This window comes from Streptomyces sp. NPDC002754, assembly GCF_053592315.1.
In genome coordinates, this window is sequence record NZ_JBSFVM010000022.1 from 1 (window position 1) to 25,666 (window position 25,666).

Below are 25,666 nucleotides of genomic sequence, written 5' to 3' on the forward strand. Positions count from 1 at the left end.
ACCTCCTCGCCTGGAAAGATCGCCTCAATCGCCGGCGGGGCTTGAATTATCACGCCCCGCCGGCGATTGAGGCGCGTCTTTCCAGCCCCTGCGGCGATTGAGCAGGCCTTTCAAGCCGGTGCGGCGGTACGAGCATTTCAAGCCGGTGCGGCGGTACGAGCATTTCAAGCCGGTGCGGCGGTACGGGTATTTCAAGCCCCTGCGGCGATTGAGCAGCGGGGTCCGGGGCGGAGCCCCGCGGCCGTAACGACGGGTGGGCCCAAGGGGCTACGGGCGGCCGAACAAGGGGGCCAGGATCATGTGGGCCGCGCCCACCACCGCCTGGGTTTCGCCGCCACGGGCCGCCCGCACGGGCACCGCGGAGCCACGTGCCGCGACGACCCGTTCCACCCCGCGTACGAAACGCTCCTCGTGCGCCACCACCACCCGCCCCCCAAGCAACACCGCATCGATATCCAGGAGGCTCACCAAATTCGCCGCCCCCTCCCCCAGCACCCGCGCCGCCTCATCGAGCCCCCGCCCCGTGCCGGAGGCAACCGCCGCGAGGCAGATCGCCTCGATACAGCCCCGGTTGCCACAACCGCAAAGCGGACCGTCCAGCTGGATCACCTGGTGGCCGAACTCCCCCGCCCCGGTACGCGCACCCCGGTACAGCGCACCGTCGAGGACGAGCCCCGCACCGAGCCCCGTACCGAGGTGGAGGTACGCGAAGGAGCGTTCCCCTTCGCCCTCCCGCGCGAGGCCCAATGCCGCCGCGTTCGTGTCCTTGTCCACGACGACCGGCAGACCGAGCCGCTCCGCGAGCGCGTCCCGCAGCGGGAAACCGTCCCACTGCGGGAACCCGGTGACCCGGTGCAGCACCCCGTCGGCATGGTCGAGCGGCCCCGGCACCGCGACGCCAACGCCGAGGACGGTCCGCCCCCCGTCCGCTTCGAGCAGCGCGTCGACCTCACAGACGGCGGCCCCGAGCACCGCGTCGGCCCCCGCCCCGAGGTCGAGCGGGACCCGCCGCGCCGCGACGACGGTGCCCGACAGATCGGCGAGCACGGTGAGCAGCTCGTCGCGGTCCAGGTGCAGGCCGACCGCGTGCGCGGCGCCCGCGAGCAGCCGCAGGACGGTGCGCGGCTTGCCCCCGGTGGAGGCCCGGCGGCCGGCTTCCACGGCGAGGCCGTCCTCCCTGAGCCGCGCCGTGATCTTGCTGACGGCCTGCGGGGTGAGCCCTGTGCGCTCGGCCAGCTCCAGCCGGCTTATCCCCGCTTCCCCCGCCGTACGCAGCAGATCGAGCACCAGCGCCGCGTTGTGCCCGCGCAGGGCGCTCAGGTTCGCGCCCACCGTCGCCGCCATGGTCCTCCTCACATCTATAGCCACCAGTCCATTGTCCCCCGCGCTTGCACTTTGGCAACACCGTTGCTTAAGTGGAGGCATGACTGGTACGAGTGCTGCCCTCCGCGTGGGCCTGGTCGGCTACGGCCTGGCCGGCTCCGTCTTCCACGCCCCGCTGATCGCCGCTACCGAGGGCCTGACCCTGGACACGGTCGTCACCTCGAACCCCGAGCGCCAGGCGCAGGCCCGCGCCGAGCACGGTGACGACCTGCGCTTCGTCGCCTCCCCCGACGACCTGTGGGAGCACGCCGACGACCTCGACCTGATCGTCATCGCGTCCCCGAACAAGACACACGTACGGCTCGCGAAGGCCGCCATCGCGGCGGGCCTCCCGGTCGTCGTCGACAAGCCGGTCGCGGGCACCGCGGCCGAGGCCCGCGAGCTGGCCGAGCTCGCCGACAAACAGGGCGTGCTCCTCTCCGTCTTCCAGAACCGCCGTTGGGACAACGACTTCCTGACCCTCCAAAAGCTGCTCACGGACGGCGAGTTGGGCGACGTCTGGCGCTTCGAGTCGCGCTTCGAGCGCTGGCGCCCGCACCCCAAGGGCGGCTGGCGCGAGTCCGGCGACCCGGAGGAGATCGGCGGCCTCCTGTACGACCTCGGCAGCCACGTCGTCGACCAGGCCCTGGTCCTGTTCGGCCCGGCCGTCTCCGTCTACGCCGAGTCGGACGTGCGCCGCCCCGGCGCCGAGGCCGACGACGACACGTTCCTCGCGATCACCCACGCGAACGGGGTGCGCTCGCACCTCTACGTCTCCGCCACCACCGCCCAACTCGGCCCACGCTTCCGCGTATTGGGCTCGCAGGCGGGCTACGTCAAGTACGGCCTCGACCCGCAGGAGGCGGCGCTGCGCGACGGCAAGCGTCCGGCGGCCGGTGAGCCGTGGGGCGCCGAGGACGAATCGCTGTGGGGCCGGGTCGGCTCCGGCGAGTCCCCGCTGACGGGTGGCGGCCGCCCCCTCGCGACGGTCGACGGCGACTACCCCGCGTACTACGCCGCCATCGCCGCGGCACTGCGCGACGGCACCCCGAACCCGGTGCCCGCCACTCAGGCCGCCGCCGCGCTCGACGTCCTGGAGGCGGCCCGCGTCTCGGCCCGCGACGGTGTGACGGTGACCCTGTGACGACCCCTCAGAAAGCGAACCCCGAAAACGCCCCGCAGATCCCGGAGTTGGAGGACCAGGAGCGCCGCCTGGCCCTGAACTCCTTCACGTACGACGACGCCTGGACCCTCGGCAACCTCCTCGTCGACCTGGCCCGCGAACGCCGGGCGCCGGTCGCCATCGACATCACGCGCGGCGGCCAGCAGCTGTTCCACGCGGCACTCCCGGGCTCGGCCCCGGACAACGACGCGTGGATCGCCCGCAAACGCCGCGTCGTCGAGCGCTACCACGCCTCGTCCTACCTGGTCGGCAGCCGCTTCCGGGCCAAGGGGACAACCTTCGAGGCCGCCTCCCGCCTCGACCCGGACACCTACGCGGCCCACGGCGGCGCATTCCCGATCACGGTCCGCGGAGCGGGAGTCATCGGCACGGTGGCGGTCTCCGGCCTCCCTCAGATCGAGGACCACAAACTGGTGGTGACAGCCTTGGAGCGATTCAGCAAATCAAGCCCCGACGGCACTTGAGCCATTCAGACCCCGGCGCCGGTTCAGCAATTCAGACCCCGGCGCCGGTTCAGCAATTCAGACCCCGGCGCCGGTTCAGCAATTCAGACCCCGGCGCCGCTTGAGCAATTCAAGCCCCTCCGGCGATTGAGGAGCGGGGTCCGGGGCGGAGCCCCGATCTTTCAAGCCCCGCCGGCGATTGAGGCGCGGGGTCCGGGGCAGAGCCCCGAAACCCCGGCGCGGCGAGCGCCTACGCGCCCTTCAGCTCCTGCCGCTGCCGCCCCAACCCATCGATCTCCAGCTCCACCACATCACCCGCCCGCAGATACGGCTTCGGCTCCGCCTGCCCCATGGCAACCCCCGCCGGCGTACCGGTATTGATGACGTCACCGGGATACAAGGTCATGAACTGGCTGACATAGCGCACCACTTCGGCCACCGGAAAGATCTGGTCGGCCGTCGTACCGTCCTGCTTCAGCTCACCGTTCACCCACAACCGCAGCCCGAGCGCCTGCGGGTCGGCGACCTCGTCGGCGGTCACCAGCCACGGGCCGAGCGGGTTGAACGTCTCGCAGTTCTTGCCCTTGTCCCACGTGCCGCCGCGCTCGATCTGGAACTCGCGCTCGGACACGTCGTGCGCGACCGCATACCCGGCGACGCACGCGAGCGCGGCCTCGTGGGACTCGACGTAGCGGGCCGTATGCCCGATGACGATGGCCAGCTCGACTTCCCAGTCGGTCTTCACGGAGCCACGCGGCACGAGCACCGTGTCGTCGGGCCCGACGACCGTGTCGGCCGCCTTGAAGAACACGACCGGCTCGGCGGGCGGCTGGGCGCCGGTCTCGGCCGCGTGGTCGTGATAGTTCAGCCCGATGCACACGACCTTGCCGATACGGGCCACCGGCGGGCCGATCCGCAGCCCCGACGCGTCGAGGACGGGCAGTTCCCCGGCCGCGGCGGCGGCCCGTACGCGCTCGATCGCGGCATCGTCGGCGAGCAGCTCCCCGTCGACGTCCGTGACGAGTCCCGACAGGTCGCGCAGGGTTCCCTCGGCGTCGAGCAGCGCGGGGCGCTCGGCTCCGACGGGACCGACTCGCAGCAGCTTCATGGTGTAACTCCCTCTGCAGTAGGAGGAGCCTCCACGGCCCGGTGCGGCGTGCAGCCATCGGAGGACTGGTCGATCCTCCAAGGAGAACGTCCAGTCCGCAATACCCCGTTCACGGACTGGACCCGGATCTCGGCGGCTACAGGGCGGGGGCCGGCGCCCCGACACCGTAGGGAATGTCCCGGTAGAGCACGGCCCGCTCGATCGAACTCCACGTCGTCGACGTGACGACGTACAGCGCGGCGGCGAGCGGCACGAAGGCCACCGTGAAGAGGGTGAAGAAGGACATCAGCGGCATGAATTTGCCCATCGCCGCCATGCCCGGAACCTGCGGCTGCCCGTCCCCGCCCGGCTTGGGCGCGGCCGCCATCTGCCGCTTGGTCCGCCGGTAGTTGAAGGTCGCGACGGCGGCGACGAGCACGAACAGCGCCACGTAGACGAGCCCCTGCTCCCCGAAGAGCCCGCCGTGCGCGAGCGCGTCGTGGAACCGGCCGCCGAGCGGGGCCGCGCCGAGGGTGTGGCCGAGCAGCGAGTTGGGCTCGTCGCCGATGCTGCTGTTGGAGAACAGGTGGTAGAGCAGGAAGAACGCCGGCATCTGGAAGAGCATCGGCAGACAGCCGGTCAGCGGGGAGACCTTCTCCTCCTTGTGCAGCTCCATGATCGCCTTCTGCAACTTCTCGGGGCTGCTCTTGTGCTTCTTGCGCAGTTCGGCGATGCGGGGCTGGAGCTTGGCCCGTTCACGCTGCCCGCGGGCCGCGGCCCGTGACAGGGGGTGGACGAGGAGGCGTACGAACGCGGTGAACAGGACGATCGCGGCGGCCGTGGCCGAGGCGTGCAGCAGCGGCTGGAGGAGGTCGGCGAGATGCTCGACCAGACTGGCGAAAACGGACATGAACGACGACATGGGGTGAGCCCTCCGAGGGTCTCGTCGTGCCGACTGCATCTCTCGGGGGACAACCCCCGAACCCCCGGCCGAACAAACGGACCGGAGCGGCGGGCAGCGGCAGAAGATGACGGGATTCGGCGTGACGGACTGCGGCCCGGTGCGCTTACGGCAGGTGCGCTCGCGGCAGGGGCTTCAGCAGGCCGTCGGGACGAGACGTCCCGGTGCTCGGGGCCTTGGACGGCCCGAGGCGTCGGGATCGCGCTGCGGCAGGAACGCGGTGCGCCGCTCGCGGTCGCGAATCGCGGTGCGGATACGGGTGCGCGCCACGGCGGGCGCGGAACGCGCGGCCAGGACGGCGCAGGCGGTGAGCGCGGAGCCCGCAGCGGCGGTCGCGGCGAGCGCGACGGCGCCGACGAGGCTGCCGGTGTCGACGAGCACCGAACCGAGGAGGACGAAGAGCAGCAGGGCGACGGGTCGCAGCGTCACGGGCCCGCTCACGGACCCGCTGGTCGTGCGTGCCATGCGCCTGCCCCCTTCGCCCACTCGCGTCCTGCTCGCGTCATACGTGCCATTGCCAGTTATACAGGCTCGGCCACACAGCCACACAGCCTCGGTCACACAGCTATACGGCCTCGACCACGAGCGGCTGGAGCAGGAGCCGGGGCGCGAGCAACGCTCGGCTGACGGGATCGACGGGGTCCGGGTCGAGCCCGGCGCCCGGCCGCATTTCCACTTCCTCCAGCGGCGCGAGGCCCCCGCAGGTCGCGCACTCCCCTGCGACGCCGAGCTCGGTGCCGCATGTGGCGTGCCGGAACTCACGCCTCGGCAGGGTCCCCGGGACCGTCCGCCCCCACGCGCCGAGCGAGTGCAGCACCGGGTACAGCCCGCGCCCTAGCTCGGTCAGGACGTACTCGTCGCGCGGCGGCGACTCCTGGTAGCGGTGCTTCTCCAGGACCCCGGCGGCGGTGAGCGCCTGGAGCCGGGAGGCGAGGACGGCGCGCGGGATGCCGAGGTGGACGAGGAAGTCGTTGTAGCGGCGCACGCCGTAGAGGGCGTCGCGTACGACGAGGAGCGTCCAGCGTTCGCCGACGATCTCCAGCGCGCGGGCGATCGAGCACTCCTGGGTCGCGTAGTCCTTGCCGAGAGCCATGACCCCACTGTAGCCATTCACCTGCCCTAGGTTCAATGACCGAACCTGCCGTGCTACGTTCATGCCGCCCGGTAAGTTCATTCACTGAACCTAAGACTGGATGAGTCCACCCATGTCTCAGCACCTCCTCGAGCAGACCCCCCGGACCCCCACGGCCGCCCGCCCCGCCGCCACCCTCGCCCTCACGAGCGCGGCGACCGCGGTGACCCTGATGACGTACGCCGCACCGGCGGTCACGCTCGCCGACACCGCCGCGTCCCTGCACACGGGGCTGTCCGCCCAGGCCTGGCTGCTGAACGGCACCCCGCTCGGCCTCGCCGCGCTGCTGCTGGTCGCGGGCAGCCTCGCCGACGACTACGGGCGGCGCCGCGCGTTCATCCTCGGCACCGTCGCCCTCGGCATCACGACGATCCTGGGCGCACTGGCCCCCACCACCCTGCTCTTCACCCTCGCCCGGGTCGCGCAGGGCGCCGCGTCGGCCGCGATCCTCGCCGCGAGCCTGGGCCTTCTGGTGCACGCGTTCCCGACCCCGGCGGGCCGCGTCAGGGCGACCGGCGTGTGGGGCGCGTGCGTCAGCGTCGGCATCGCGGTCGGCCCCCTGGTCGCGGGCTGGGTGGCCCAACTCGCGGACTGGCGCTGGTCCTACGCGGTCCTGGGCGCGGCCGCGCTCCTCGTCTCGGCCTTCGCGCCCCGGGCCCTGATCGAATCGCGTTCACCGCGCGCCGGCCGCCCCGACCTGCTCGGCGCCCTCACCCTCGGCCTCGCGCTGGTCGCCCTCCTCGCCGCGCTCACGCTCGGCCGCGACGGCTGGCTGCGCGCACCCATCGGCGTACTCCTCGCCGCAACTGCCGTACTCCTGGCGGGATTTGTCGCAGTCGAGCGGCGCAGTGCGACACCCATGCTCGACCTCTCGCTGCTGCGCCGGCCCCTCTTCCTCGCCGCCACGGCGGGCGGCCTGTTCACCGGTCTGTCGGTCATCGCGCTCTTCAGCTATCTGCCGACGCTCCTCCAGCACACGATGGGCGTGACCCCGACGGGCGCGGCCGCGCTGTTCGTGCTCTGGTCCGGCACGTCGTTCCTCGTCGCGCTCCAGACGCGGCGCCTGGCGGGCCGGGTCTCGCCCCGCCAACAACTGGCCGTGGGTTTCGCCCTGCACGCGCTGGCCGTCGCCACGATGCTGGGCGCGGCGGGCTCGGGCCTGTGGACCCGACTGCTGCCGGGCCTCGTCATCTCCGGCATCGGCAGCGGACTCCTCAACGCCGCGCTGCCGCTGCTCGCCGTCGAGTCGGTCCCGGCCGGACGCGCGGCGATGGGCTCGGGCGCCAACAACACGGCCCGCTACATCGGTTCGGCCGCCGGGGTGGCGCTGATGATCGCGGTGTCCACGTCGACCGGCTCGTCGGCGCACGCGCTGGCCGGGGGCACGAACACGGCACTGATCGCCTCCGGTGTCCTGGCCCTGGTGGCGGCGGGAGTGCTGCTCGCGCTGCGGGACCGTCGCCCGGCGCCCGCGCAGAACTGAACCCGCGCCCCCGCTGCGGGGGTTCTCCCCACCCCGCACACGGGCGCCACTCCCATGGGCGCACACGACCCAAGTCCATAGCGTGAACCGGGAGTTCACGCGAAGGGGACGAGGGGATCAGGGGACATGTGGAAGCTGGCCAGGCGCACCATCCGGTATCGGGGGAAGAGCCTCACGGCCACCTTCCTCGCGCTCTTCCTCGGCACGGTCACCGTGATGACCTGCGGCGGCCTGCTGGAGACCGGCGTACGCAACAACGCGCCCGCCCAACGGCTCGCGCGGGCCGACCTCGTGGTGACGGGCGACCGATCGGTGGCACCACCCAACAAGAGCGACGACACCGAGGACCCGGCCGTCATGCCCGAGCGGGTGCCGGTGCCCGCCGCGGCGCTCGCCCGGGTGCGGGGCGTCGAGGGCGTCCGCGAGGCCGTCGCCGAGCGGACCTTCGACGCGGCGCTCGTCCGGGACGTACGAGGAGGCGGGGCCGCGCCGGTGAAGGCGCAGGCGCACGGCTGGGCCTCGGCCGCCTTCGCGCCGTACGGGATCGTCGAGGGCACGGCGCCTGCCCAGGACGGCGAGGTGGCGCTCGACGCCGGGACGGCGAAGGCCGCGGGCGTCGGTCCTGGCGACGAGGTCCGGATCGCGGCCGGGGACGGTACGCGGCAGTACACCGTGAGCGCGGTGGTGGAGGCCGGCCAACAGAGGGCCCACCAACAGAAGGCTCACCAACAGAACACCCGCCAACAGCAGACCCAGCAGCACATGGACCGGGCCGCACTGTTCCTCTCCGACGACCGGGCCGCGGCACTCGCCCCGGCGGTCGCGGACATCGCCGTGCGCACGGAGTCCGGCGCGGACCTCGGTGACGTACGCGACCGGGTCGCCGCCGCGCTCGACGGGCAGCCGCTCAAGGTCGTGTCCGGCGACGGCCGGGGCACCGTGGAGTTCCCCGAGGTGCTGACCGGCGGCAGCGATCTGGTCGCGCTGGCCGGGGTGTTCGGCGGCATGACGACCATCGTCGCGATCATGGTGGTGTCCGGGACGGTCGCGCTGTCGGTGGGCCAGCGGCGCCGGGAGTTCGGGCTGCTGCGGTCCATCGGCTCGACGCAGCGCCAACTGCGGCGGATGCTGCTGACCGAGACGCTGATGGTTGCCGTGGCCGCGGCGGGCGCGGGCTGGTTCGCGGGACCGCCGGTGGGCCGGTGGCTGTTCGGCGAGTTCCAGGACACGGGCTTCGTCTCCGACTCCGTGACGTACGCGCAGGGCTGGATCCCGGCCGTGGCCGCGGGCGGCGCGCTGCTGATCACCGCGCTCATCGGAGGCTGGCTCGGCGCCCGGCGCGGCGTGAACGTCAAACCGGTGGAGGCACTGCGGGAGGCCGAGGTGCAGCTGCGCTGGGCGCACCCGCTGCGGATCGTCCTGGCCGTCCTGTTCCTGTCCGGGGCCGCCGCACTGGCGATCCTCACCGTCCTGCTTTTCGACGGGCCGATCGCGGGCAGCACCGCAGGGCCGACCGTGCTGTGCGCCGTCATCGGGTTCGCCCTGCTCGGACCGGGTCTCACCAAGGTGATGGCGTGGCTGATCGGCGGCCCGGTGCGCCGGCTCACCGGAGCCGGCGGGAAGCTCGCCGTCTCGCACGCCCGGGTCCGCGCCGTGCGGATGGCCGCCGCGGTGACGCCGCTGATGCTGGCGACGGGCATGGCCACCGGCAACATCTACCTCCAGACCACGCAGATCGAGGCCACGAACACGGCGTACGCGGCCAACCTCCGGGCGGACGCGGTGCTTTCACCGGCGGCGGGCGGCGTCTCGGACGCCCTCCTCGCCGAGGTCCGCCGCACCAAGGGCGTCGAGGCGGCGAGCGCCTACGCCACGAGCACGGGCTTCATCGACGGAGTGACCGGCGAGGACGGCATCCCGCTGCAAGGCGTCAGCGGGCGTCAAGGCTCGCTCACCACAGCCGTACGACCGGTCACGGGCAGCCTCGCCGCACTCGAAGGCAACACCGTGGCGCTGACCACCGAGCGGGCGCACAAGCTGCACAAGGCAGTTGGCGACAGCTTCACGCTCCGCCTCGGCGACCGCGCCGAGGTCGACGTCCGCATCGTCGCGCTCTTCAAGGGCCACCCCGGTTACGAGACGGCCTTCCTACCCGCAGGTCTGCTCGCGGCCCACACGGACCTGGGGCGCCCCGCGCAGATCCTGGTCCGGGCGCCGGCCTCGGCCGTCCCCGCGCTGGCATCCCTCGCGCCGGGAGTCGACGTCACCGACCGCCACTCGCTGATCGAGGCCAACGCCGAGGACGCGCAGACCCAGGCCTGGATCAACTACCTGCTGATCGCGATGATCGTGGCCTACACCGTGCTCGCGGTGGTCAACAGCCTGGTCCTGTCGGTCGGCAACCGCCGCAGGGAGTTCGCCCTCCAGCGTCTTGTCGGCTCCACGAAGGGCCAGGTCATGAAGATGCTGACCATCGAGGCCCTGATCGTCGCCGCCATCGGCCTGCTGCTCGGCACGGCGGCCGCGAGCACCTCGCTGATCCCGTTCGCCCAGGCCGCGGCGAACACCTGGATGCCGTCCGGGCCTTGGTGGATCTACGGAGCGATCGTCGCCGGCGCCGTCACACTGTCCCTGACCGCCACACTCCTACCGGCCTGGACGGCACTGCGCACCCGCCCGGTGGAGGCGGCCGGCGCCCAGGAGTAAGCGGGGGTTACCCCGCCGCACCGACCGGGTCCCGCGCCAGCACGACTTCGTCCGGCCGCTCGTCACGATCGGCCGGACGGACGTACGTCACCACCAGCGTCACGACGAGGTTGGCGGCGAGCGCGACGATCCCGGCGTTCACCCCGAACACGGGATCGCGCCCGCTGAACACGAGCCCGCACACCACACCGACCCCCACCACGAGCCCGCTCACCGCCCCGACGAAGCTCAACCTCCGCCACACCAGGCCCACCAGCAGCATCGGCACGAGCTGCGCCATCCCCTCGTACGAGATGAGGGAGAGCCGTACGAGGGTGTTGGGCGCGGCATACGTGAGGACGAGCGCGACCGACCCGGCGACCACGACGACGACCTGCGACCCGGCCTTCTGCGCCTGCGAGGACGCACGCCAGCGCGGGAACAGGGACAGCACGCTGCTCCCCCACATCGTCCCGATGACCAGCATGAACACGGCCATCGGCACGATCGACGACAGCGCGGCCGCGACCCCGACGATCCCCACGACCCACGCCGGAAGGGAGTCGACGACGAGCTTGAAGAGCGCGAGGTTCGAGTCGGCCCCGGTGAGCCCAGGAACGACGAACAGGGCCGCCATCCCGAGCAGCATCGGCACGAACAGCAGCACGTTGTAGGCGGGCAGCCACATCGCGTTGCGCCGCAGCGCGTCGGCGCTCCTGGCGCCCAGATACCCGGCGACGGTGGTCGGGAAGATGACGACGGTGAGCGCGTTCAGGAAGGTCGTGGTGGCGAACCACCCTCCCCCGTAAGGCGATCCCCCGCTCCCCGGCAACGTCAGCCACGCACTCTTCTCCTCGACGAGCCGGTCGAGGAACGGCCCGTAGCCCCCGAAGTAGTGCGCGGGAACGTAGAAGGCGAGAAAAGCGAGCGTGACGATGACGAGCAGATCCTTCATCACGGACACCCACGCACTCCCCCGCAGCCCACTCACCACGACGAAGACGGTCGTGACCGCGAAGCCGATGAAATAGGCCCAGTTGAGGCTGACGGCGCCGTACGAGATCGTCGAGACGACGACGCCCATCCCCGTGATCTGCAACTGGATGTAGGGAAGCAGGAAGATCGTCACGAGGACAGCGACGGCGGCACCGAGCCACGGCCGCCGATACCGGTGGGCCACCATGTCGGTGATGCTGACGAGCCCGTGCTGCCGCGCGTACGACCAGAGCAGCGGCCCGACGACGTAGCCGATGGCGTACCCGCAGGACATGTAGGCGACGACGTACAGCACGGGCGCGCCGTAGTTGTACCCCCACCCGGCGGCGCCGAGGTACGAGAAGCTCGTGTACCCCTCCCCCGCCATCAGCACCCACACGAACACGGCCCCCAGCGACCGCCCGCCCACGGACCACTCGGCGAGCCCGCCCCCGCTGCCCCGGCCGCGTACGGCGAGCAGTCCGAGGGCGACGGTGGCGACCATGAAGGCGCCGAAGAGGGTGGTGGCGACGGCGGCGTCACTCATGACCGACCCCGCACGGGGCTCTGGCCCCGCTTGATCCGCTGGTTCCGCTTGATCCGCTGGTCACCGCGCCAGGTGAGCCAGGTGGCGACGGGAGTGAGCAGCGTGGCACCCAGCAGCCACACGAACAGGAACGGCAGCCCGAACACGACGGGTTCGACGCGGTTCACGAAGGGCAGCGCGCCGATGTAGAGCACGAAGGGGACGAGGAGCCAGAGCAGATGGGGCCTTTTGATCACGAAACGGCAGCCTAACGGGGACGCCCTGTCTATCGGGGGCTCATCCTGCTCAGCTTCCCCCACACCACGAGCCGGTACTTGGACGTGAACTCGGGCGTACAGGTGGTGAGGGTGATGTAGTAACCGGGACTTCCATACCCGGCCCCCGACACGACGCGACTCCGCGGCACGGGATCGATGACACCCCCGTCACCGGCCGAGGTCTGTGCGAGCGTCTTGTCGACGACGTACGTGTACGTGGCGGTCTTCGTCCCGACGGTGAGGGTGTCGCCGGGGCGCAGCCGGTTGATGTACCGGAAGGGCTCCCCGTGCGTGTTCCGGTGCCCCGCGAGCGCGAAGTTCCCGGCGCCGCCGGGCTGGGCGGTGCCCGGGTAGTGGCCTACGTAGCCGTGGTTGAGGACGGCGGACTTGCTGATCCCCTGGGCGACGGGGGCGCGGAGGCCGAGGCGGGGGATGCCGAGGACGGCGTAGGCCTGGTCCCAGTTGGGGCGGGGGGCGGGTTTGGGGCGGGGGGTGTTCGGGGTGCCGGTGGGATCGGCGGTACCGGCGACAGGCTCGGTGGACTCAGGGGACTCGGTGGACTCATCGGGCTCGACGGAACCGCCCGAGGACTGATGTCCCCACTGCCGCTCCAGGGCCTGCACCTGCCGGTCGGCGCCGGCCCTGGCCTGCCGGTTGGTCCACCACAACTGGTGCACGACGAGCAGCAGCACGACGAGGCCGAGGGTGACGGCGACCTCGGCACCGTTCCACAGCACGCGGCGGGTGGCGGATCTGCGGGTCCGCCCTTGGGTGACGACAGCAGGCCGATCGGTACGCATACGCTGCAACAGCACGCGCGCAAGATAGATCGCGGGGCGCGAACTCACCAGAGGCAGCACACGGAAGCCGTGGTTGCGCCCGACCGCCCGACCCACGCCCGGGAGCCGTGGTCGCGCCCGACCCGATCGGGCGGGTCCCTCGCCAAGGTTCCGGCAGTACGGTGTCCCCCATGCGCCCCGACACCCCTGCCACGCCCGCCGAGACCGACCGTGCGAACCATGTCGCGGAAGCCGAGCGCCTGGAGCGCACGGCGGCGATGTACCCGGAGGACGCCGAGCACCTGCTCCTCCAGGCCGCGGCCCACTACGAACTGGCCGAGGCCCGCGACCGCGCGACGGCCCTCTACGACGGCCTGCTGTCCGCCGAGGCCTCCCGGTCCCCGGCCCAGTCACCCGCCCTGATCCGCGCGCTCAAGGCGGCGAACCTGTGGGAGTACGGTCACGAGGCGGAGGCCCAGGCGATCATCACGGGTGTCCGCACGGCGGCACCGCGGGACCCGGCGCCGTGGGTGATCGTGGCGGAGTCCCTCGAATCCCACGACGAGCTGGAAGAGGCCCACGCCACATTCACGGAGGCGCTGGACCTCCTGGTCCCGGAGTCGGAACGGGCCGCGGGCGGCCCCGGCATCCCCCTCGCCAAGCACGCCCTCCTCCTCGGCCGCCACCGGGTCCGCCGCCTCCTCGCGATCGACCACGACTCGTGGGACGCCCTCGCCGACGAGGTCAACCGCGCCTCCGTCTCCCTGGACGAACTCCACGACCCGAAGCGCGTCTGGGCCCTCGGCTCGGAGAACCCGGCGGAGTTGGCAGCCGAAATCGCCCGCCTCCGCGCGGAGTTGGGCTCGTACCGGGAGGCACTGTCCCGCCCCTTCCCGGTGGCGGTCCTGCACTGGCCGTCCCCCGAATACACGGAACTCCTGTCGGCGTACCCGTCCCTCTCCGCCGAATACCCTTCGTACGAGGCCCATTTGGCCTCCCTGGAATCCTCCCTCCGCGACCTCTCCACCTCCGGCACCCCCAACGTAGGCATCGTCACAGGCACGGTCCCCTCCTACGAGGCCTTCGCGGCGTCAGAGGGCTCTTCACCGGAGGACGTATCGCTGCTGCCGCAGTACGCGACGACGTTGGCGGCACGGGGGCGTGCGGTGGGGTGGCCTCCGGCTGGTGGGGCGGAGTGCTGGTGTGGGTCGGGGGTGGCGTATGGGGAGTGCCACGGAGTTGGAGCGTAAAGCCCGCGGCGCTGGGCGATTCGGCTAGAGCCCCTGGCTCCTGTCAGCCCAGCGCGATCGGTGCTGCATCAGGAACGCTACGTCTATGCGGTGTCGAGGCCTCTCGACATGGAGCCTCCCCACCACTTGCCGGGTAAAGCCATCGACGATGTCCAAGTCATCGGTGATCAGTAGCGCCCCGTTGTCGAACCTGACGTGGCAGTTCGGGCAAAGGCAAAGGATGTTAGAAGCCACATCGGGACCGTGATGCGGTTCACCTAGAGCGTGTATATGCGCCCCTTCGCTATACCGCTCTCCATCCGCTCCCACGACCACAGGGATTCGACACACCTGGCAGGTATTGGCGTAGATCGACTTGACCTTGCGCGATGCCCTGGTGTTGCGGACCCGCCGCTGGGACGTGACGTAGCGAGCCGTCGCCCGCTCCAACTCCGTCATGTCGGGGTCCAGCTCAACTTCCACGTCCGCTGGAACGCTTTCACCGAGATCCCTGACAAGGCGGAATTGCCACATCAGGTGACCCTGCGCAGTTCGCGAGCACCAATGGTCCTCTACACGGTAGAGCCCCGCATAACTATAACCGCCCCTGGCTTTACCGCTACGAATATCCAAGCCGCGAACGAAACGTACGGGGAGCCCTTCGTTCCGATTGAGAACTAGCCCCGCGTTGCGCCCTATGAGTTCCTGATCCTTGGTTATGTGACCGTCCTTATCTGGATCGCCACCCATCGCCGTGTAAATCACGACGTCCCCTTCATCCCTATCTGCCGCATAGCCACCGCTTGCGACGATTGAGTCCACGCCCTCGTGTGCTGTGCCGGAGATGCCACGACCGCGGAAGCGGTGGACGCCAGCAGCGTGCAACTCGGTGTGCCCCTTGAACCACTGGCCAGGAATCACCCCCGGCGGAGGGCCGAAGTAGATGCTTTTGGAGGGTTGGCGTGAAGAGGTAGGCATGCCGGCACTCTGACAAGTTGCAGCATGCAGTTCAGCTACTTTGGGCTCAATTTGGCGACAGTCGATCACTTCAGGGCTGAAATCAGTCGTTGGCTGCCAGGGCTCGCCTGGCATCACCTACCCCTTGACTGTCAGTGGCTCTTGCTAGAACTGAGCCACTACCGATCTGCGATCGAGAGCACCCAGGGGGACAGATGGCCAAGCCACACCAGTCAGGACCGCTCGAGCCAGGGGTACACGAGAGGCTCATCACCCGAGCTCTTCGAGGCGACATGATGCGGCTCCAGGCTGCGGGCTGGAAGGCCATCGAAGGAGAGGTGACCACGGAGTCAACTCCGCACGTCCTGGCACATCATCTCGGCGAAGCAATCGGTCGGCGCCTCCAACAACTGCCACACGACCAGCAGGTCGCGACAGCCAACACGATCATGGCTGCCTTGGAGTCGGCAGCCCCCTCGGACGACTCATATGCGGACACGCAACAGATTGAGGACGGCCCGCATCAGCTGCTCGCCCTCGCCAAGCAAGAGGCGCCCGGGGTCTATGCGGTGCGCCCGCTGACACCACTCTCTGAAACGGCCCTCATTACGAACTCGCCCGAAGATCCCAGCCTCGGAGCGGAGCTCAGGGCTGAACTAGCCGTGGCCGACCGCATCGACCTCCTCTGCGCCTTCGTGAAGTGGTACGGCATCCGCGTGCTGGAGAACTCCCTACGCGAGGCCGCCGCACGCGGTGTACCCATCCGTGTCGTCACCACGACCTACATGGGTGCCACCGACCGCCGCGCCCTGGACCGTCTCGTTCGCGACTTCGGTGCCGAGGTGAAGGTGAACTACGAGACACGGTCCACGCGGCTGCACGCCAAGGCCTGGCTGTTTCGCCGGAACAGTGGATTCGACACCGCCTACGTCGGCAGCTCGAACCTCTCCAAGTCCGCATTGCTCGACGGACTTGAGTGGAACGTACGGCTGTCGTCGGTGGCTACACCTGCCGTCTTGAAGAAATTCGAGGCGAGCTTCGACTCGTACTGGAACGACATTTCCTTCGAGACCTACGACCCCGACCGCGACGCCGCCAAGTTGGACGAAGCGCTCGGGGTGGCTGGCGGCTCAACGTCTGGCGATGACCTCAAGATCAGCCTCTCCGGGCTGGAGGTCCGGCCCTATCCGCATCAGGCCGACATGCTGGAGCGCCTTCGTGTAGAGCGCGAAGTGCGGGGCCATGACCACAACTTGTTGGTCGCAGCCACAGGGACGGGGAAGACCGTCATGGCCGCCCTGGACTTCCGCAACCTTCATCAACAGTGGGGTGGCAAGGAGCATCCGCGGCTCCTCTTCATCGCGCACCGCAAGGAGATCCTGAAGCAGTCGCTGCGTAAGTACCGAGAGGTGCTCGACGACGCCTCGTTCGGCGAGCTGCTCTTCAGCGGCGAACTCCCCCGCGACTGGAAGCACGTCTTCGCCAGCGTCCAGTCCCTCACCGACCAGCGACTCGACCAGTTCAGCCCCGAGCACTTCGACATCATCGTCGTCGACGAGTTCCATCACGCCACGGCCACGACGTATCGCCGCGTACTCAACCACTTCAAGCCCAGGCAGCTTCTAGGACTCACCGCCACCCCGGAGCGGGCGGATGGGCTCAATGTGCAGAGCGAGTTCTTCGGTGGTCGCATCGCCGCCGAGATGCGGCTCTGGGAAGCCCTCGATAACGACCTCCTCTGTCCGTTCCACTACTTCGGTGTCCCTGACGGAACCGACCTGAGCCGCCTCAGCTGGCGTTCCGGAACGTACGACCAGAGTCAGCTCGGCGAACTCTTCTCGGCGGACCACGCCCGCGCCCGTATCGTCATCAAACAAATCCGGGACAAAGTGTCCGACCCGGGGAGCATGCGGGCGCTCGGCTTCTGCGTCTCTCGCAAGCACGCTCACTTCATGGCCAAGTGCTTCCAAGAGGCCGGCTTCCAGGCCAAGGCGCTGGACAGTGAGTCGAGGCCTGAGGTCCGGGAGCAAGCTCTAGATGACCTCAAGTCAGGGAGGATCCAAGTCCTCTTCTCCGTCGACCTCTTCAATGAGGGCCTGGACATTCCTGACGTCGACACGTTGTTGCTCTTGCGCCCGACGAGTAGCGCCACCGTGTTCCTCCAGCAGCTCGGCCGCGGCCTCCGCCGCACACCGAACAAGCCGGTTCTGACGGTCTTGGACTTCATCGGGCAGCACCGCGCCGAGTTCCGGTTCGAGGAGCAGTTCCGCGCGATGACGAACCTGTCGCGTAACCGCCTCCTTGAGCACGCCGAGCACGACTTCCCACAGTTGCCCTCTGGCTGCCAGATCATCCTTGAGGGGAAGTCCAAGGACCTGGTGCTGGACAACATCCGCACGCAGATCAAGGCCACGATTCAGACGCTGGCTAAGGAGGTCAGCGCCTACAGCACTCCACGCCTCGCCGACTACTTGAGAGAGAGCCGACGCGAGATCAAGGAGTTGTACAAGTCCAGCAACTCGTGGACCACCGTCCTACGCCGAGCTGGGCTTGCAGACACCTCCGAACAATCAGGGGAGAGCGACTTGCTGAAGCGCGTCCACGCGTTCCTCCACGTCGACGACCCAGAACGTGCGGCGGCCTACAAGCGTGTCCTGGGCGACGATGCACCTGTCTACGAGGCCCTGAACGCGACGGACAAGACGTTCGCACGCATGCTGTTCTTCACCCTGTGGGACAAGGCCGGGGGCTTCAGCTCCTACGAAGAAGGCCTGGCATCGCTGCGCGGGCAGACGGCCCTACGCGATGAGTTGCGCCAGGTACTCGACTACGTAATGGACGAGGCCGACCACTTCCCCATCCCGCTGGAAGGCCCGCACGCGCATCTGCCCCTGAAGATCCACAGCGCATACAACCGCTCAGAGATCCTGGCTGCCCTCGGCGTAGCCCGGTTCGGCGGCCAGATGCCCGGATCATTCGCCCAGGGCGTCCTATGGGATGAGGCCAACCAGACGGACACGCTCCTGATCACCCTCGAAAAGAACGAGAAGGACTTCTCTCCCACGGTCCGTTACAAGGACTACGCCCTGAGTCCAAGCCTCTTCCATTGGGAGTCGCAGAACGCGACCGCAGACACTTCCCGTACCGGGATGCGCTACAAGCAGCACGCCCAACGCGGAAGTCACATCCTCCTCTTCATGCGTCGCTACAAGGACACAGACACCGGCAAGGCGCAGCCATGGATGCTGCTCGGCCCGGCTACGTACGAGTCCCACTCCGGAAGCAAGCCCATGTCCATCACATGGCGTCTCCACCACGAACTTCCTGCGGACGTGTGGACATACGCGTCGGCCGTTGCCTAGCTAATGCCCGTCCCTCGTTGACGAGTTGGCACGGCAAGTGCCAACTCATCTACGCGTACGCATCTCGCTCTCGCAACGCAGTTCGGCGCTCTCCACCACCTCATCTACGTCGAGCCCGTGTGCGTCAGCCCAGCACAGCATGTCGGCGATGACCTCGACCGCCGTCTGCCCGGACAACCCGAGCAGCGCGGCCGCTCGATCAACGTTCGCATGCGCCAGATGACCTTTCGCGTCGACGAGCCCAGTGGCCAACTCACACCAGACCACCTTCCGGTCAGCCTTGAGGAGAACGCCCCAGCGGTCCGTCACGGCGTCGACGAGGCGCATGCCTCGACCGGTCTCCGAGTCGAGCGCCCCGACCAGCAGCGTCGGAAGCGCCCGCAAGTCCGGGTCCAGTACCTCAATGCGTAGGTACGTGCCGCTCATGGAGAGCGTCAGCTCTGTAGGCGTCCCGGGCCCCACGTGCCCGATGACGTTCGCCACCATCTCGGTCACGCAGAGCTCTACCGCTTCATCCAGGTGATTCAGGCCCCACAACCTCAGGTGCATCCGCGCGATGCGCCGCAGGGGCGCCAGCTCCTCAGGCTCGGCCGCGAAGGCCAGGCTCCAGGGCTTGCGGAGCATGCAGTGTTGCTGGATCACGAGCACTCCCTCTCCATTGAGGTTCACGACCGCTGGGGCGCCATGCACCAACTGCCGGCGACGCTCAGCGAGTTCATTGCTCTCGACACGCTTCCAATCGCACTACCAGAGTGACGTCGAAGCATCCCTACTTGCAATTTGCAGTACGGGATTCCCACCTTCGAGTGATTGGCAAGCACGGGCGTTGGCGCGGAGACTGATCCTCGCTAGCGAGGAGGGTGTCGAGATGGCTGGATCTCCGACTGCACGACGTCGGCGACTGTCGTTTGAGTTGAAGAGGCTTCGTGAGTCAAGTGGCATGACCTGCGCGCAGGTTGGAGCCGCGGTGGACTGGAGCGGCTCCAAGGTGAACCGGATGGAGACCGGTCACGGGCGGGTTCAACCGTCCGACGTGGAGGCACTTTGTCGGCTCTACGAGACCACCGACGAGCTGCGGGAGTTCCTGAAGTCCCTTGCGCGGCAAGCCAAGACGAAGGGCTGGTGGCAGGTTCATGGGACAGGCGTCCCGGAGTGGTTCAACATCTACATCGGCCTGGAACAGGAAGCGTCTTCGTTCCGGCAGTACCAGTGCGAGATCCTGCCCGGATTGATGCAGACACCCGCCTATATCCGGGAGTTGCACTTCGCCGGCTCGCACATGAAGCCGGACGACGCTGAGCGAGCTGTCCACGTACGTCTCGAACGCCAGCAGATGCTGACAGGTGAGGACGCCCCGGACACATGGTTCGTGGCCAGCGAAGCGACGCTGCGGAACGTGATCGGAGACCGTGCGGTCATGCGTGAGCAGCTGGAACAGCTGGCGGTGGTAGCGCAATTCCCTTCGGTCACCTTGCAGGTTCTGCCATTCGACGCGAGTACGTACCCTCTGACCGGATCCTTCACGATCCTGGGCTTCCCCGACCAGGAGGACCCTGACGTCGTATATCGAGACGGCATCACCGACGCCACGTACCTCGAAGGGGAGCACCATGTTCGGGAGTACACGAGAGCCTTCGACGGGCTTCGGGCTGCTGCACTGAGTCCGCAACGTTCCCTTCAAATGATCCAAAGCATCACCAAGGAGTACGCACGGTGACGACCAACGCACGCCAGTACACGTCTGGCGAGGACACCCACCAGCTCAATTGGTTCAAGGCGTCCTACAGCAACGGTGCCGGTGGCGAGTGCCTGGAGTGTGCGATGGAGTCCAGCCACTCTGTCCTCGTACGCGACTCCAAGTGCACGGACGGAGCCGTCATCCCCTTCGGCCCCCGCCCCTGGGCCCACTTCCTGCTCTCCCTCCAGGTCCCCGCCCCCCACGCCCCTCGGGCCCAACCGTAGAACCCCCGCCCCGCCGCGCCGGGTTGACGACCAACGCAGGTGCCGGACGGCGCCCCGCCGCGGCCAGCGCCGCACGAATCTCACCCGCCACCCCCTCCGCCCGCCCCCGCAGGTCCTCCGCCGTGATGGCCAGCACCCGCAGCCCCGCGCCGGCGAGGCGGTTGCGCTGCGAGAGGGTGCGGCGCCAGGAGGCCGGGTCCAGGTGGTACTCGCGGGAGTCGACCTCAAGGGCGAGGCCCTCCGCCGGCCAGTACGCGTCCGGGCGGGCCAGGAAGGCGCCGGTCAGGGGGTCGTGGAGGTTCGGGTTCCACAGGGGTTCCGGGAGGGCGTAGGCGTGGATGAGTGCGCGGGCGTCCGCCTCCAGCGGTGAGTGGACGCCCGCCGTCAGGTGGTCCGTCGCCCGCGCCACGTGCGGGGCGTAGCGGCGCCGCGACGCGGCCAGTTCCGCCAGCAGCTCCTCCGGCGTGCAAAAGCCCCGCTGCACCGCCTCCGCAAGGAGCGCCGTCACGTCTCGTTCGCACGCCAGGCCCGGCACCGCGTCCGCCACCGCCCGCGCGACGGCCGCGCAGCGCAGGCCCGCCATCGGGTGGTTCTCCGGCAGGCGCCGCGTGCGGTGCACCTTCACGTACGACGTTCCGCGCGCGCCCGCCCCCTCGTACGGAACCAGTACGTCCACCCACCGCAAGCGCTCCGGGCGCGGGGCCGCGCGGAAACCGTGGGTCGCCAGTGCCGCGTGCCCGGTCAGCAGGGCGTGCTCACCCGCGTACAGGAGCGCCGCGCGCATGCGTTGGCGTGGGGACGGGGTGCCGGAGTGGAGGAGGTGGACCCGCGGCAGCAGCCGCTGCCACGGGCCACCGCGGCGGCAACGGTGGTTCGTGGTCGAGTTCGCGCAGCCGAGTTCCATCAGCTGTTCGCGCGTGAGGAGTTGGTCCTGGGTGAGTGCGAGCGGGTGGCGGGCCAAGGCGCGCACGGAGGCGGTGTGGTTCACGTTGGGTTCGTCCCCGCCTCCGTGCGCGCTCACCTCTCCGTATCCGGCCCGTGGCAGGGCTCGGACCGGACTGTGACGGCTCAGCACCACCGCGTCGCCATTTCGCGTCACAGTCCCGCCGAGGCGTGAGACCCAGATCACATTCTGGGGTGTCACACTCGCGCTCTCGGCTCCGTCACATCTACGTAGCCATCAACAAGGCCCGCGCAGGGCGTACACGAGGAGACCGCCATGGAAGCCCGCCTCAACCCCTTCACCAGCCCCCTCGCCGGGAAGGTCATCAAGCACATCAACTCCGCCGGGAAGGTCGTCGCCGACTCCTCGCTTCCCGCCGCCACGCAGGAGCTCGTGAAGATTCGGGCCAGCCAGATCAACGGCTGCGGGTTCTGCACCGACATGCACACCAAGGACGCCGCCCACGCCGGCGAGACCCAGCAGCGGCTCAACCTGATCGCGGCCTGGCGCGAGGCCACCGTGTTCAGCGACGCCGAGCGCGCCGCGCTCGAAATGACCGAGCAGGGCACGCGGATCGCCGACGCGGCCGGCGGCGTGCCGGACGAGGTGTGGGCGAACGCCGCGAAGCACTACGACGAGGAGCAGCTCCTCGCGCTCGTCTCGCTGATCGCGATCATCAACGTCTACAACCGCATGAACGTGATGGTGCAGATGCCCGCCGGGTCCTACCAGCCCGGCCAGTTCGCCTGACGGACCCAGGGCGTAACCTCACAAATGGGCGGGTCCCGGCCCGCCCACCGGACACCACTCCCGGACACCACTACGCAGGAGGTTCACCCCATGGCCCGCGCCCTCCCCACCGCCCCGATAGCCGCCGCCGGACTCGTCGGGGGTTACGCCACTGCCCGGTTCACCAAGAAGCGGCCGCTGGGCGGGGCCGTGCTCGCCGTGGCCGGGGCCGCCGCCGCGACGCAGTGGAAGCGGACGCGGGGCGGGAAGGTGGCGGGGGCGCTGACGGGTGCGTACGTCGTCGCCTTCGCGGGGTCGCACCCGCTGGCCAAGAAGGTGGGGGCGTGGCCCGCGGTGTTCGGCGTCGCGGGTGCTGTCGCGGCGGCGTCGTACGTACTCGTGGACCGCAAGGCCGTCTGACCTGCTGCTGGCTAAAGGTGCGTCAGGACGTTCACGACCTTGCCCTGCGGGTCCCGTACGAAGAAGCGGCGCACGCCCCACTCCTCGTCCCGCAGGTCGTGGACGATCTCGGCGCCCGCGGCGCGCATCGCCGCGTAGACCGCGTCGACGTCGTCCACCTCCACGCTGATGTCCGGCACCACCGGGGCCGTCGCCTCGTGCGTGAAGAACTGGATCTGGGCCGTGGGGTCGGAGGGTGAGACCAGGGTCATGATCCAGCCCATGTTCATGGCCACGCGGAAGCCGAGCGTTCCGTAGAAGTCGCGGTTCGTCTCCATCCCCGTCTCGTCGGGCACTTCCACATTCGGGACTGCTCGGCGGATGTGGGGGTGCACGTGGGGGTGGGTGTGCGTCTCGTCGGTCGGCATGGGTGTCATCGTCCCCGGAATGTGGTTCTGTACGCGCCCGGCGACACTCCCAGCACCGTCTGGAAGTGCTGTCGCAGCGATGTCGCGGAGCCGAAGCCCGTCTCCGCCGCCACGCGGTCCACGGTGTGGTCCGTCTGTTCCAGCAACTCCCTCGCCCGGTCGACCCGTTGGCGGTTCAGCCAGGTCATCGGGGTCAGGCCGGTCTCCTCGCGGAAGCGGCGGTTGTACGTGCGGATGGACATGGCGTCGCGGGCCGCCAGTTGGGCCAGTGTGAGGGGGTCCGAGAGGCGGCCCAGTGCCCACTCGCGTGAGCGGGACGTCGACGTCGAGCCGGCCGACTCCTCCAGTGGCACCGGGCGTTGGATGTACTGCGCCTGGCCGCCCTCCCGGTGCGGGGGCACCACCGTGCGGCGCGCCAGCTCCGCCGCCACCGCCGCGCCGTGGTCCTCGCGGATCATGTGCAGGCACAGGTCGATGCCCGCCGCCTCCCCGGCGGAGGTCAACACCCGCCCCTCGTCTACGTAGAGGACGTCCGCGTCGACCGTCACCGACGGGAACGTGCGGGCGAAGTGGGCCGAGGACATCCAGTGCGTCGTCGCCCGGCGGCCGTCGAGGAGGCCCGCCGCCGCCAGGACGAACGAGCCCGTGCAGATCGATGCCACGCGGCCCCGGTCGCGGGCCGCCGTCAGTGCGGCCGCCAACTCCTCGTCCAGGCCGCCTGGTTCGAGCTGCTCGTCCAGCTCGTGCGAGGCCGGAACGAGGACCGTGTTCGCCGCCGCCACCGCCTCCAGGCCGTGCTCCGCGTAGACCGGGAAGTCGGCATCCGTGCGGATGCGGCCGGGGCGGGGCGCGCACGTCGTCACCTTGTAGAGGCGCTCACCCGTGGCGGGATCGCGGGCCGTACCGAAGAGCTGGTGGACCAGGCCGAGCTCCATGGGCAGGACACCGTCCCGTACGAGGACCGCGACGGAGGTCGGGGCGGGCGCGCGTCGACCGTCGTTGAACCTCATGGCCAAATCCTTCCACGCCATGCCCATCCGGCCATCCCCGCCATCCCGGCCATCCCGGCCACCCGGGCCACCCGGGCCATCCAGCGGCGGGCCTCCTCGCCGCCTGTCAAGCCCCGCCGGCGATTGAGGCGCGGGGTCCGGGGCAGAGCCCCGTGGCCTGAGGGCGGGCGACCGACACACGCGGGGAACCCCGGCCACCCGACCCACCCCCGGCCGGACCGGCCCTACGCCCCCAGTGCCCGCGACACCGTGAAGATCAGCAGGCCCGCCAGGGAACCCACCACCGTGCCGTTGATCCGGATGAACTGGAGGTCGCGGCCGATGTGGGCCTCGATCTTGCGGGTCGTGTGCTCGGCGTCCCAGCCCGCGACCGTGTCCGTGATGAGGGACGTGATCTCCGTGCGGTACGTCGTGACGACGTAGACCGCGGCGCCCTCCACCCAGCCGTCGATCTTGGAGCTGACATCCGGCTCCTCCGCCATCCGGTGGCCCAGCGAGAGCAGCGACGCCCGTACGCGAAGGCGCAGCTCGCTCTGCTCGTCCTCGGCCGCCGCGACGATCATCTGGCGGACCGCGGACCAGGCCGACGCGATGATGTCCTGCACCTCGGGGCGGCCCAGGATCTCCGACTTCAGGCGCTCCACACGGTCCCGGGTCCCGGAGTCGGCCTGAAGGTCGGCGGCGAAGTCGGAGAGGAAGCGGTCGAGGGCGCCGCGCGCGGGGTGCTCGGGCATGTCGCGCATCTCCGTCACGAAGCGGAGGAGCTCCTTGTAGACGCGCTCGCCGACGCGCTTGTCGACGAAGCGGGGCGTCCAGCCAGGGGCGCCACCCTCCACCGCGTCCATCACCGAGTCCGAGTGCAGCACCAGCCAGTCGTGCGCGCGGGCGCACACCAGGTCGACGACGCGCTTGTGGCCGCCGTCCGCCACCACCTTCTCCAGCATCTTGCCGAGGCCCGGCGCGATCTCCGCGTTGTCCGCGCGGCGCGTGATCGCCTCACCGACGATCGCCTGCACGTCGGAGTCGCGCAGCACGGTCAGGGCGCCCCTGAGCGCCGTCGCGAGCTCCGCCGTCACCCGATCGGCGTGCTCCGGCTCCGCGAGCCACGAACCGAGGCGGCTGCCGATGCCGACGGCGCGCAACCGGTCCCGTACGACATCGCCCGACAGGAAGTTCTCGCCGACGAATTCGCCGAGCGACACCCCCAGCTGGTCCTTCTTGGTGGGGATGATCGCCGTGTGCGGAATACGCAGGCCGAGCGGGTGGCGGAACAGGGCGGTGACCGCGAACCAGTCGGCCAGCGCACCGACCATGCCCGCCTCCGCGGCCGCCGCGACGTAACCCGTCCAGGCGCCCGCGCCCGCGTGCTCCGCCCATGTGGCCAGTACGTAGACGAGCGCGACGAAGACCAGCAGCCCGGTCGCCATCAGCTTCATCCGGCGCACACCGCGCCGCTTCTCCTCGTCCGCCGCGGTGAACTCGGCAACGAAGCGGCGGGTGGGGTGGGCGGGGCCGGCAGGGCGTGTGGGGCCTGGGGGCGCGGCGGTTCCAGGGGCTCCGGGGGTTCCGGCGGTTCCGCCCGGGGTGGATTGGTCCGGTGTGGCGCGGGAATGCTGCTCGTTGTCCGGTTCAGAACCCTCGATCGCCTTATGCGTCACTTCGGCCTCTTCGACCGCCCTGCTCGCCCGGGTGCCCGCGGCCCCGCTCTCGGCGCCGCCCGCCCCTTGCGCCCCGCGCTTCACGTCGCCGTCCA

The 25,666-nt window shown here is 69.7% G+C and carries 23 protein-coding genes; 9 read left to right on the forward strand and 14 right to left on the reverse strand.

What is annotated here, in order from left to right:
* Positions 1 to 267: 267 nt before the first annotated feature.
* The gene (locus ACWD2L_RS30415; protein ID WP_351339831.1) at positions 268 to 1,344 is read right to left on the reverse strand and encodes an ROK family transcriptional regulator; all 1,077 of its coding nucleotides are present in this window, start codon (positions 1,342 to 1,344) and stop codon (positions 268 to 270) included.
* Positions 1,345 to 1,423: 79 nt separating this feature from the next.
* Here ACWD2L_RS30415 and ACWD2L_RS30420 point away from each other — a divergent pair, with 79 nt between their 5' ends.
* Entirely contained in the window at positions 1,424 to 2,506 is a 1,083-nt protein-coding gene (locus tag ACWD2L_RS30420; protein WP_351339834.1) for a Gfo/Idh/MocA family protein, read from the forward strand.
* A complete protein-coding gene (locus ACWD2L_RS30425) occupies positions 2,503 to 3,009 on the forward strand; it encodes a heme-degrading domain-containing protein (protein ID WP_351339836.1) in 507 nt (168 codons plus the stop codon). The genes ACWD2L_RS30420 and ACWD2L_RS30425 overlap by 4 nt, the downstream gene beginning before the upstream one ends.
* 229 nt (positions 3,010 to 3,238) lie before the next feature.
* Here ACWD2L_RS30425 and ACWD2L_RS30430 read toward each other — a convergent pair whose 3' ends face one another.
* From ACWD2L_RS30430 to ACWD2L_RS30445, 4 genes are all read right to left on the reverse strand, one after another.
* A complete protein-coding gene (locus ACWD2L_RS30430; protein ID WP_351339839.1) occupies positions 3,239 to 4,096 on the reverse strand; it encodes a fumarylacetoacetate hydrolase family protein in 858 nt (285 codons plus the stop codon).
* Between the two features lie 136 nt (positions 4,097 to 4,232).
* Complete coding sequence (locus ACWD2L_RS30435; RefSeq protein WP_351339841.1) at positions 4,233 to 4,997, reverse strand: YidC/Oxa1 family membrane protein insertase; 765 nt, start codon at positions 4,995 to 4,997, stop codon at positions 4,233 to 4,235.
* Positions 4,998 to 5,171: 174 nt separating this feature from the next.
* Positions 5,172 to 5,501, reverse strand: a complete 330-nt coding sequence (locus tag ACWD2L_RS30440; protein ID WP_351339843.1) for a DUF6412 domain-containing protein — start codon at positions 5,499 to 5,501, stop codon at positions 5,172 to 5,174.
* Positions 5,502 to 5,601: 100 nt separating this feature from the next.
* Complete coding sequence (locus tag ACWD2L_RS30445) at positions 5,602 to 6,129, reverse strand: winged helix-turn-helix transcriptional regulator (protein ID WP_351339845.1); 528 nt, start codon at positions 6,127 to 6,129, stop codon at positions 5,602 to 5,604.
* A 112-nt stretch (positions 6,130 to 6,241) separates the two neighbouring features.
* Between ACWD2L_RS30445 and ACWD2L_RS30450 the strand changes: the two genes are divergently transcribed.
* Positions 6,242 to 7,651, forward strand: a complete 1,410-nt coding sequence (locus ACWD2L_RS30450) for an MFS transporter (protein WP_351339847.1) — start codon at positions 6,242 to 6,244, stop codon at positions 7,649 to 7,651.
* Positions 7,652 to 7,777: 126 nt separating this feature from the next.
* The gene (locus tag ACWD2L_RS30455) at positions 7,778 to 10,357 is read left to right on the forward strand and encodes an FtsX-like permease family protein (protein ID WP_351339849.1); all 2,580 of its coding nucleotides are present in this window, start codon (positions 7,778 to 7,780) and stop codon (positions 10,355 to 10,357) included.
* Positions 10,358 to 10,364: 7 nt separating this feature from the next.
* Here ACWD2L_RS30455 and ACWD2L_RS30460 read toward each other — a convergent pair whose 3' ends face one another.
* The 3 genes from ACWD2L_RS30460 to ACWD2L_RS30470 are packed head-to-tail and all read right to left on the reverse strand — an operon-like array spanning position 10,365 to position 12,915.
* Positions 10,365 to 11,858 carry a sodium:solute symporter family protein gene (locus ACWD2L_RS30460; RefSeq protein WP_351339852.1) on the reverse strand — a complete coding sequence of 498 codons (1,494 nt, stop codon included), beginning with the start codon at positions 11,856 to 11,858 and terminating at the stop codon, positions 10,365 to 10,367.
* The gene (locus ACWD2L_RS30465) at positions 11,855 to 12,094 is read right to left on the reverse strand and encodes a DUF3311 domain-containing protein (RefSeq protein WP_451192606.1); all 240 of its coding nucleotides are present in this window, start codon (positions 12,092 to 12,094) and stop codon (positions 11,855 to 11,857) included. Before ACWD2L_RS30465 ends, ACWD2L_RS30460 begins: the two co-directional genes overlap by 4 nt.
* 29 nt (positions 12,095 to 12,123) lie before the next feature.
* Positions 12,124 to 12,915 carry a class E sortase gene (locus ACWD2L_RS30470; RefSeq protein WP_351339920.1) on the reverse strand — a complete coding sequence of 264 codons (792 nt, stop codon included), beginning with the start codon at positions 12,913 to 12,915 and terminating at the stop codon, positions 12,124 to 12,126.
* Between the two features lie 170 nt (positions 12,916 to 13,085).
* Here ACWD2L_RS30470 and ACWD2L_RS30475 point away from each other — a divergent pair, with 170 nt between their 5' ends.
* Positions 13,086 to 14,144 (forward strand): SEC-C metal-binding domain-containing protein, encoded by a 1,059-nt coding sequence (locus ACWD2L_RS30475; protein ID WP_351339855.1) that lies wholly within the window; start codon positions 13,086 to 13,088, stop codon positions 14,142 to 14,144.
* Positions 14,145 to 14,168: 24 nt separating this feature from the next.
* Here the strand turns inward: ACWD2L_RS30475 and ACWD2L_RS30480 are convergent, their stop codons facing one another.
* Entirely contained in the window at positions 14,169 to 15,215 is a 1,047-nt protein-coding gene (locus ACWD2L_RS30480; protein ID WP_351339857.1) for a YDG/SRA domain-containing protein, read from the reverse strand.
* Positions 15,216 to 15,295: 80 nt separating this feature from the next.
* On the opposite strand from ACWD2L_RS30480, the gene ACWD2L_RS30485 reads away from it, so the two are divergent.
* A complete protein-coding gene (locus ACWD2L_RS30485) occupies positions 15,296 to 18,442 on the forward strand; it encodes a DUF3427 domain-containing protein (RefSeq protein WP_351339859.1) in 3,147 nt (1,048 codons plus the stop codon).
* Positions 18,443 to 18,487: 45 nt separating this feature from the next.
* Here the strand turns inward: ACWD2L_RS30485 and ACWD2L_RS30490 are convergent, their stop codons facing one another.
* Positions 18,488 to 19,090 (reverse strand): ATP-binding protein, encoded by a 603-nt coding sequence (locus ACWD2L_RS30490; RefSeq protein ID WP_351339862.1) that lies wholly within the window; start codon positions 19,088 to 19,090, stop codon positions 18,488 to 18,490.
* Between the two features lie 220 nt (positions 19,091 to 19,310).
* Here ACWD2L_RS30490 and ACWD2L_RS30495 point away from each other — a divergent pair, with 220 nt between their 5' ends.
* Positions 19,311 to 20,159 (forward strand): helix-turn-helix domain-containing protein, encoded by an 849-nt coding sequence (locus ACWD2L_RS30495; RefSeq protein ID WP_351339864.1) that lies wholly within the window; start codon positions 19,311 to 19,313, stop codon positions 20,157 to 20,159.
* A 159-nt stretch (positions 20,160 to 20,318) separates the two neighbouring features.
* Here the strand turns inward: ACWD2L_RS30495 and ACWD2L_RS30500 are convergent, their stop codons facing one another.
* Positions 20,319 to 21,425, reverse strand: a complete 1,107-nt coding sequence (locus ACWD2L_RS30500) for a hypothetical protein (RefSeq protein ID WP_351339867.1) — start codon at positions 21,423 to 21,425, stop codon at positions 20,319 to 20,321.
* A 198-nt stretch (positions 21,426 to 21,623) separates the two neighbouring features.
* Here ACWD2L_RS30500 and ACWD2L_RS30505 point away from each other — a divergent pair, with 198 nt between their 5' ends.
* Together ACWD2L_RS30505 and ACWD2L_RS30510 are read left to right on the forward strand one after the other, a co-directional pair.
* Positions 21,624 to 22,097 carry a carboxymuconolactone decarboxylase family protein gene (locus tag ACWD2L_RS30505; protein WP_351339869.1) on the forward strand — a complete coding sequence of 158 codons (474 nt, stop codon included), beginning with the start codon at positions 21,624 to 21,626 and terminating at the stop codon, positions 22,095 to 22,097.
* Between the two features lie 90 nt (positions 22,098 to 22,187).
* A complete protein-coding gene (locus ACWD2L_RS30510; RefSeq protein ID WP_351339871.1) occupies positions 22,188 to 22,496 on the forward strand; it encodes a hypothetical protein in 309 nt (102 codons plus the stop codon).
* 11 nt (positions 22,497 to 22,507) lie between these two features.
* Here the strand turns inward: ACWD2L_RS30510 and ACWD2L_RS30515 are convergent, their stop codons facing one another.
* From ACWD2L_RS30515 to ACWD2L_RS30525, 3 genes are all read right to left on the reverse strand, one after another.
* A complete protein-coding gene (locus tag ACWD2L_RS30515) occupies positions 22,508 to 22,903 on the reverse strand; it encodes a VOC family protein (RefSeq protein ID WP_451192609.1) in 396 nt (131 codons plus the stop codon).
* A gap of 5 nt (positions 22,904 to 22,908) precedes the next feature.
* A complete protein-coding gene (locus ACWD2L_RS30520; protein ID WP_351339873.1) occupies positions 22,909 to 23,913 on the reverse strand; it encodes a GlxA family transcriptional regulator in 1,005 nt (334 codons plus the stop codon).
* A gap of 224 nt (positions 23,914 to 24,137) precedes the next feature.
* A complete protein-coding gene (locus tag ACWD2L_RS30525) occupies positions 24,138 to 25,556 on the reverse strand; it encodes a DUF445 domain-containing protein (RefSeq protein WP_451192642.1) in 1,419 nt (472 codons plus the stop codon).
* Between the last annotated feature and the right edge of the window lie 110 nt (positions 25,557 to 25,666).

Bases quoted from the DNA above. Each gene is read 5' to 3' on its own strand.
- ACWD2L_RS30415 (WP_351339831.1), bottom strand. From the start codon at position 1,344: ATGGCGGCGACGGTGGGCGCGAACCTGAGCGCCCTGCGCGGGCACAAC.
- ACWD2L_RS30420 (WP_351339834.1), top strand. From the start codon at position 1,424: ATGACTGGTACGAGTGCTGCCCTCCGCGTGGGCCTGGTCGGCTACGGC.
- ACWD2L_RS30430 (WP_351339839.1), bottom strand. From the start codon at position 4,096: ATGAAGCTGCTGCGAGTCGGTCCCGTCGGAGCCGAGCGCCCCGCGCTG.
- ACWD2L_RS30435 (WP_351339841.1), bottom strand. From the start codon at position 4,997: ATGTCGTCGTTCATGTCCGTTTTCGCCAGTCTGGTCGAGCATCTCGCC.
- ACWD2L_RS30440 (WP_351339843.1), bottom strand. From the start codon at position 5,501: ATGGCACGCACGACCAGCGGGTCCGTGAGCGGGCCCGTGACGCTGCGA.
- ACWD2L_RS30445 (WP_351339845.1), bottom strand. From the start codon at position 6,129: ATGGCTCTCGGCAAGGACTACGCGACCCAGGAGTGCTCGATCGCCCGC.
- ACWD2L_RS30450 (WP_351339847.1), top strand. From the start codon at position 6,242: ATGTCTCAGCACCTCCTCGAGCAGACCCCCCGGACCCCCACGGCCGCC.
- ACWD2L_RS30455 (WP_351339849.1), top strand. From the start codon at position 7,778: ATGTGGAAGCTGGCCAGGCGCACCATCCGGTATCGGGGGAAGAGCCTC.
- ACWD2L_RS30460 (WP_351339852.1), bottom strand. From the start codon at position 11,858: ATGAGTGACGCCGCCGTCGCCACCACCCTCTTCGGCGCCTTCATGGTC.
- ACWD2L_RS30470 (WP_351339920.1), bottom strand. From the start codon at position 12,915: ATGCGTACCGATCGGCCTGCTGTCGTCACCCAAGGGCGGACCCGCAGA.
- ACWD2L_RS30475 (WP_351339855.1), top strand. From the start codon at position 13,086: ATGCGCCCCGACACCCCTGCCACGCCCGCCGAGACCGACCGTGCGAAC.
- ACWD2L_RS30480 (WP_351339857.1), bottom strand. From the start codon at position 15,215: ATGCCAGGCGAGCCCTGGCAGCCAACGACTGATTTCAGCCCTGAAGTG.
- ACWD2L_RS30485 (WP_351339859.1), top strand. From the start codon at position 15,296: ATGGCCAAGCCACACCAGTCAGGACCGCTCGAGCCAGGGGTACACGAG.
- ACWD2L_RS30495 (WP_351339864.1), top strand. From the start codon at position 19,311: ATGGCTGGATCTCCGACTGCACGACGTCGGCGACTGTCGTTTGAGTTG.
- ACWD2L_RS30505 (WP_351339869.1), top strand. From the start codon at position 21,624: ATGGAAGCCCGCCTCAACCCCTTCACCAGCCCCCTCGCCGGGAAGGTC.
- ACWD2L_RS30510 (WP_351339871.1), top strand. From the start codon at position 22,188: ATGGCCCGCGCCCTCCCCACCGCCCCGATAGCCGCCGCCGGACTCGTC.
- ACWD2L_RS30515 (WP_451192609.1), bottom strand. From the start codon at position 22,903: ATGCCGACCGACGAGACGCACACCCACCCCCACGTGCACCCCCACATC.
- ACWD2L_RS30520 (WP_351339873.1), bottom strand. From the start codon at position 23,913: ATGAGGTTCAACGACGGTCGACGCGCGCCCGCCCCGACCTCCGTCGCG.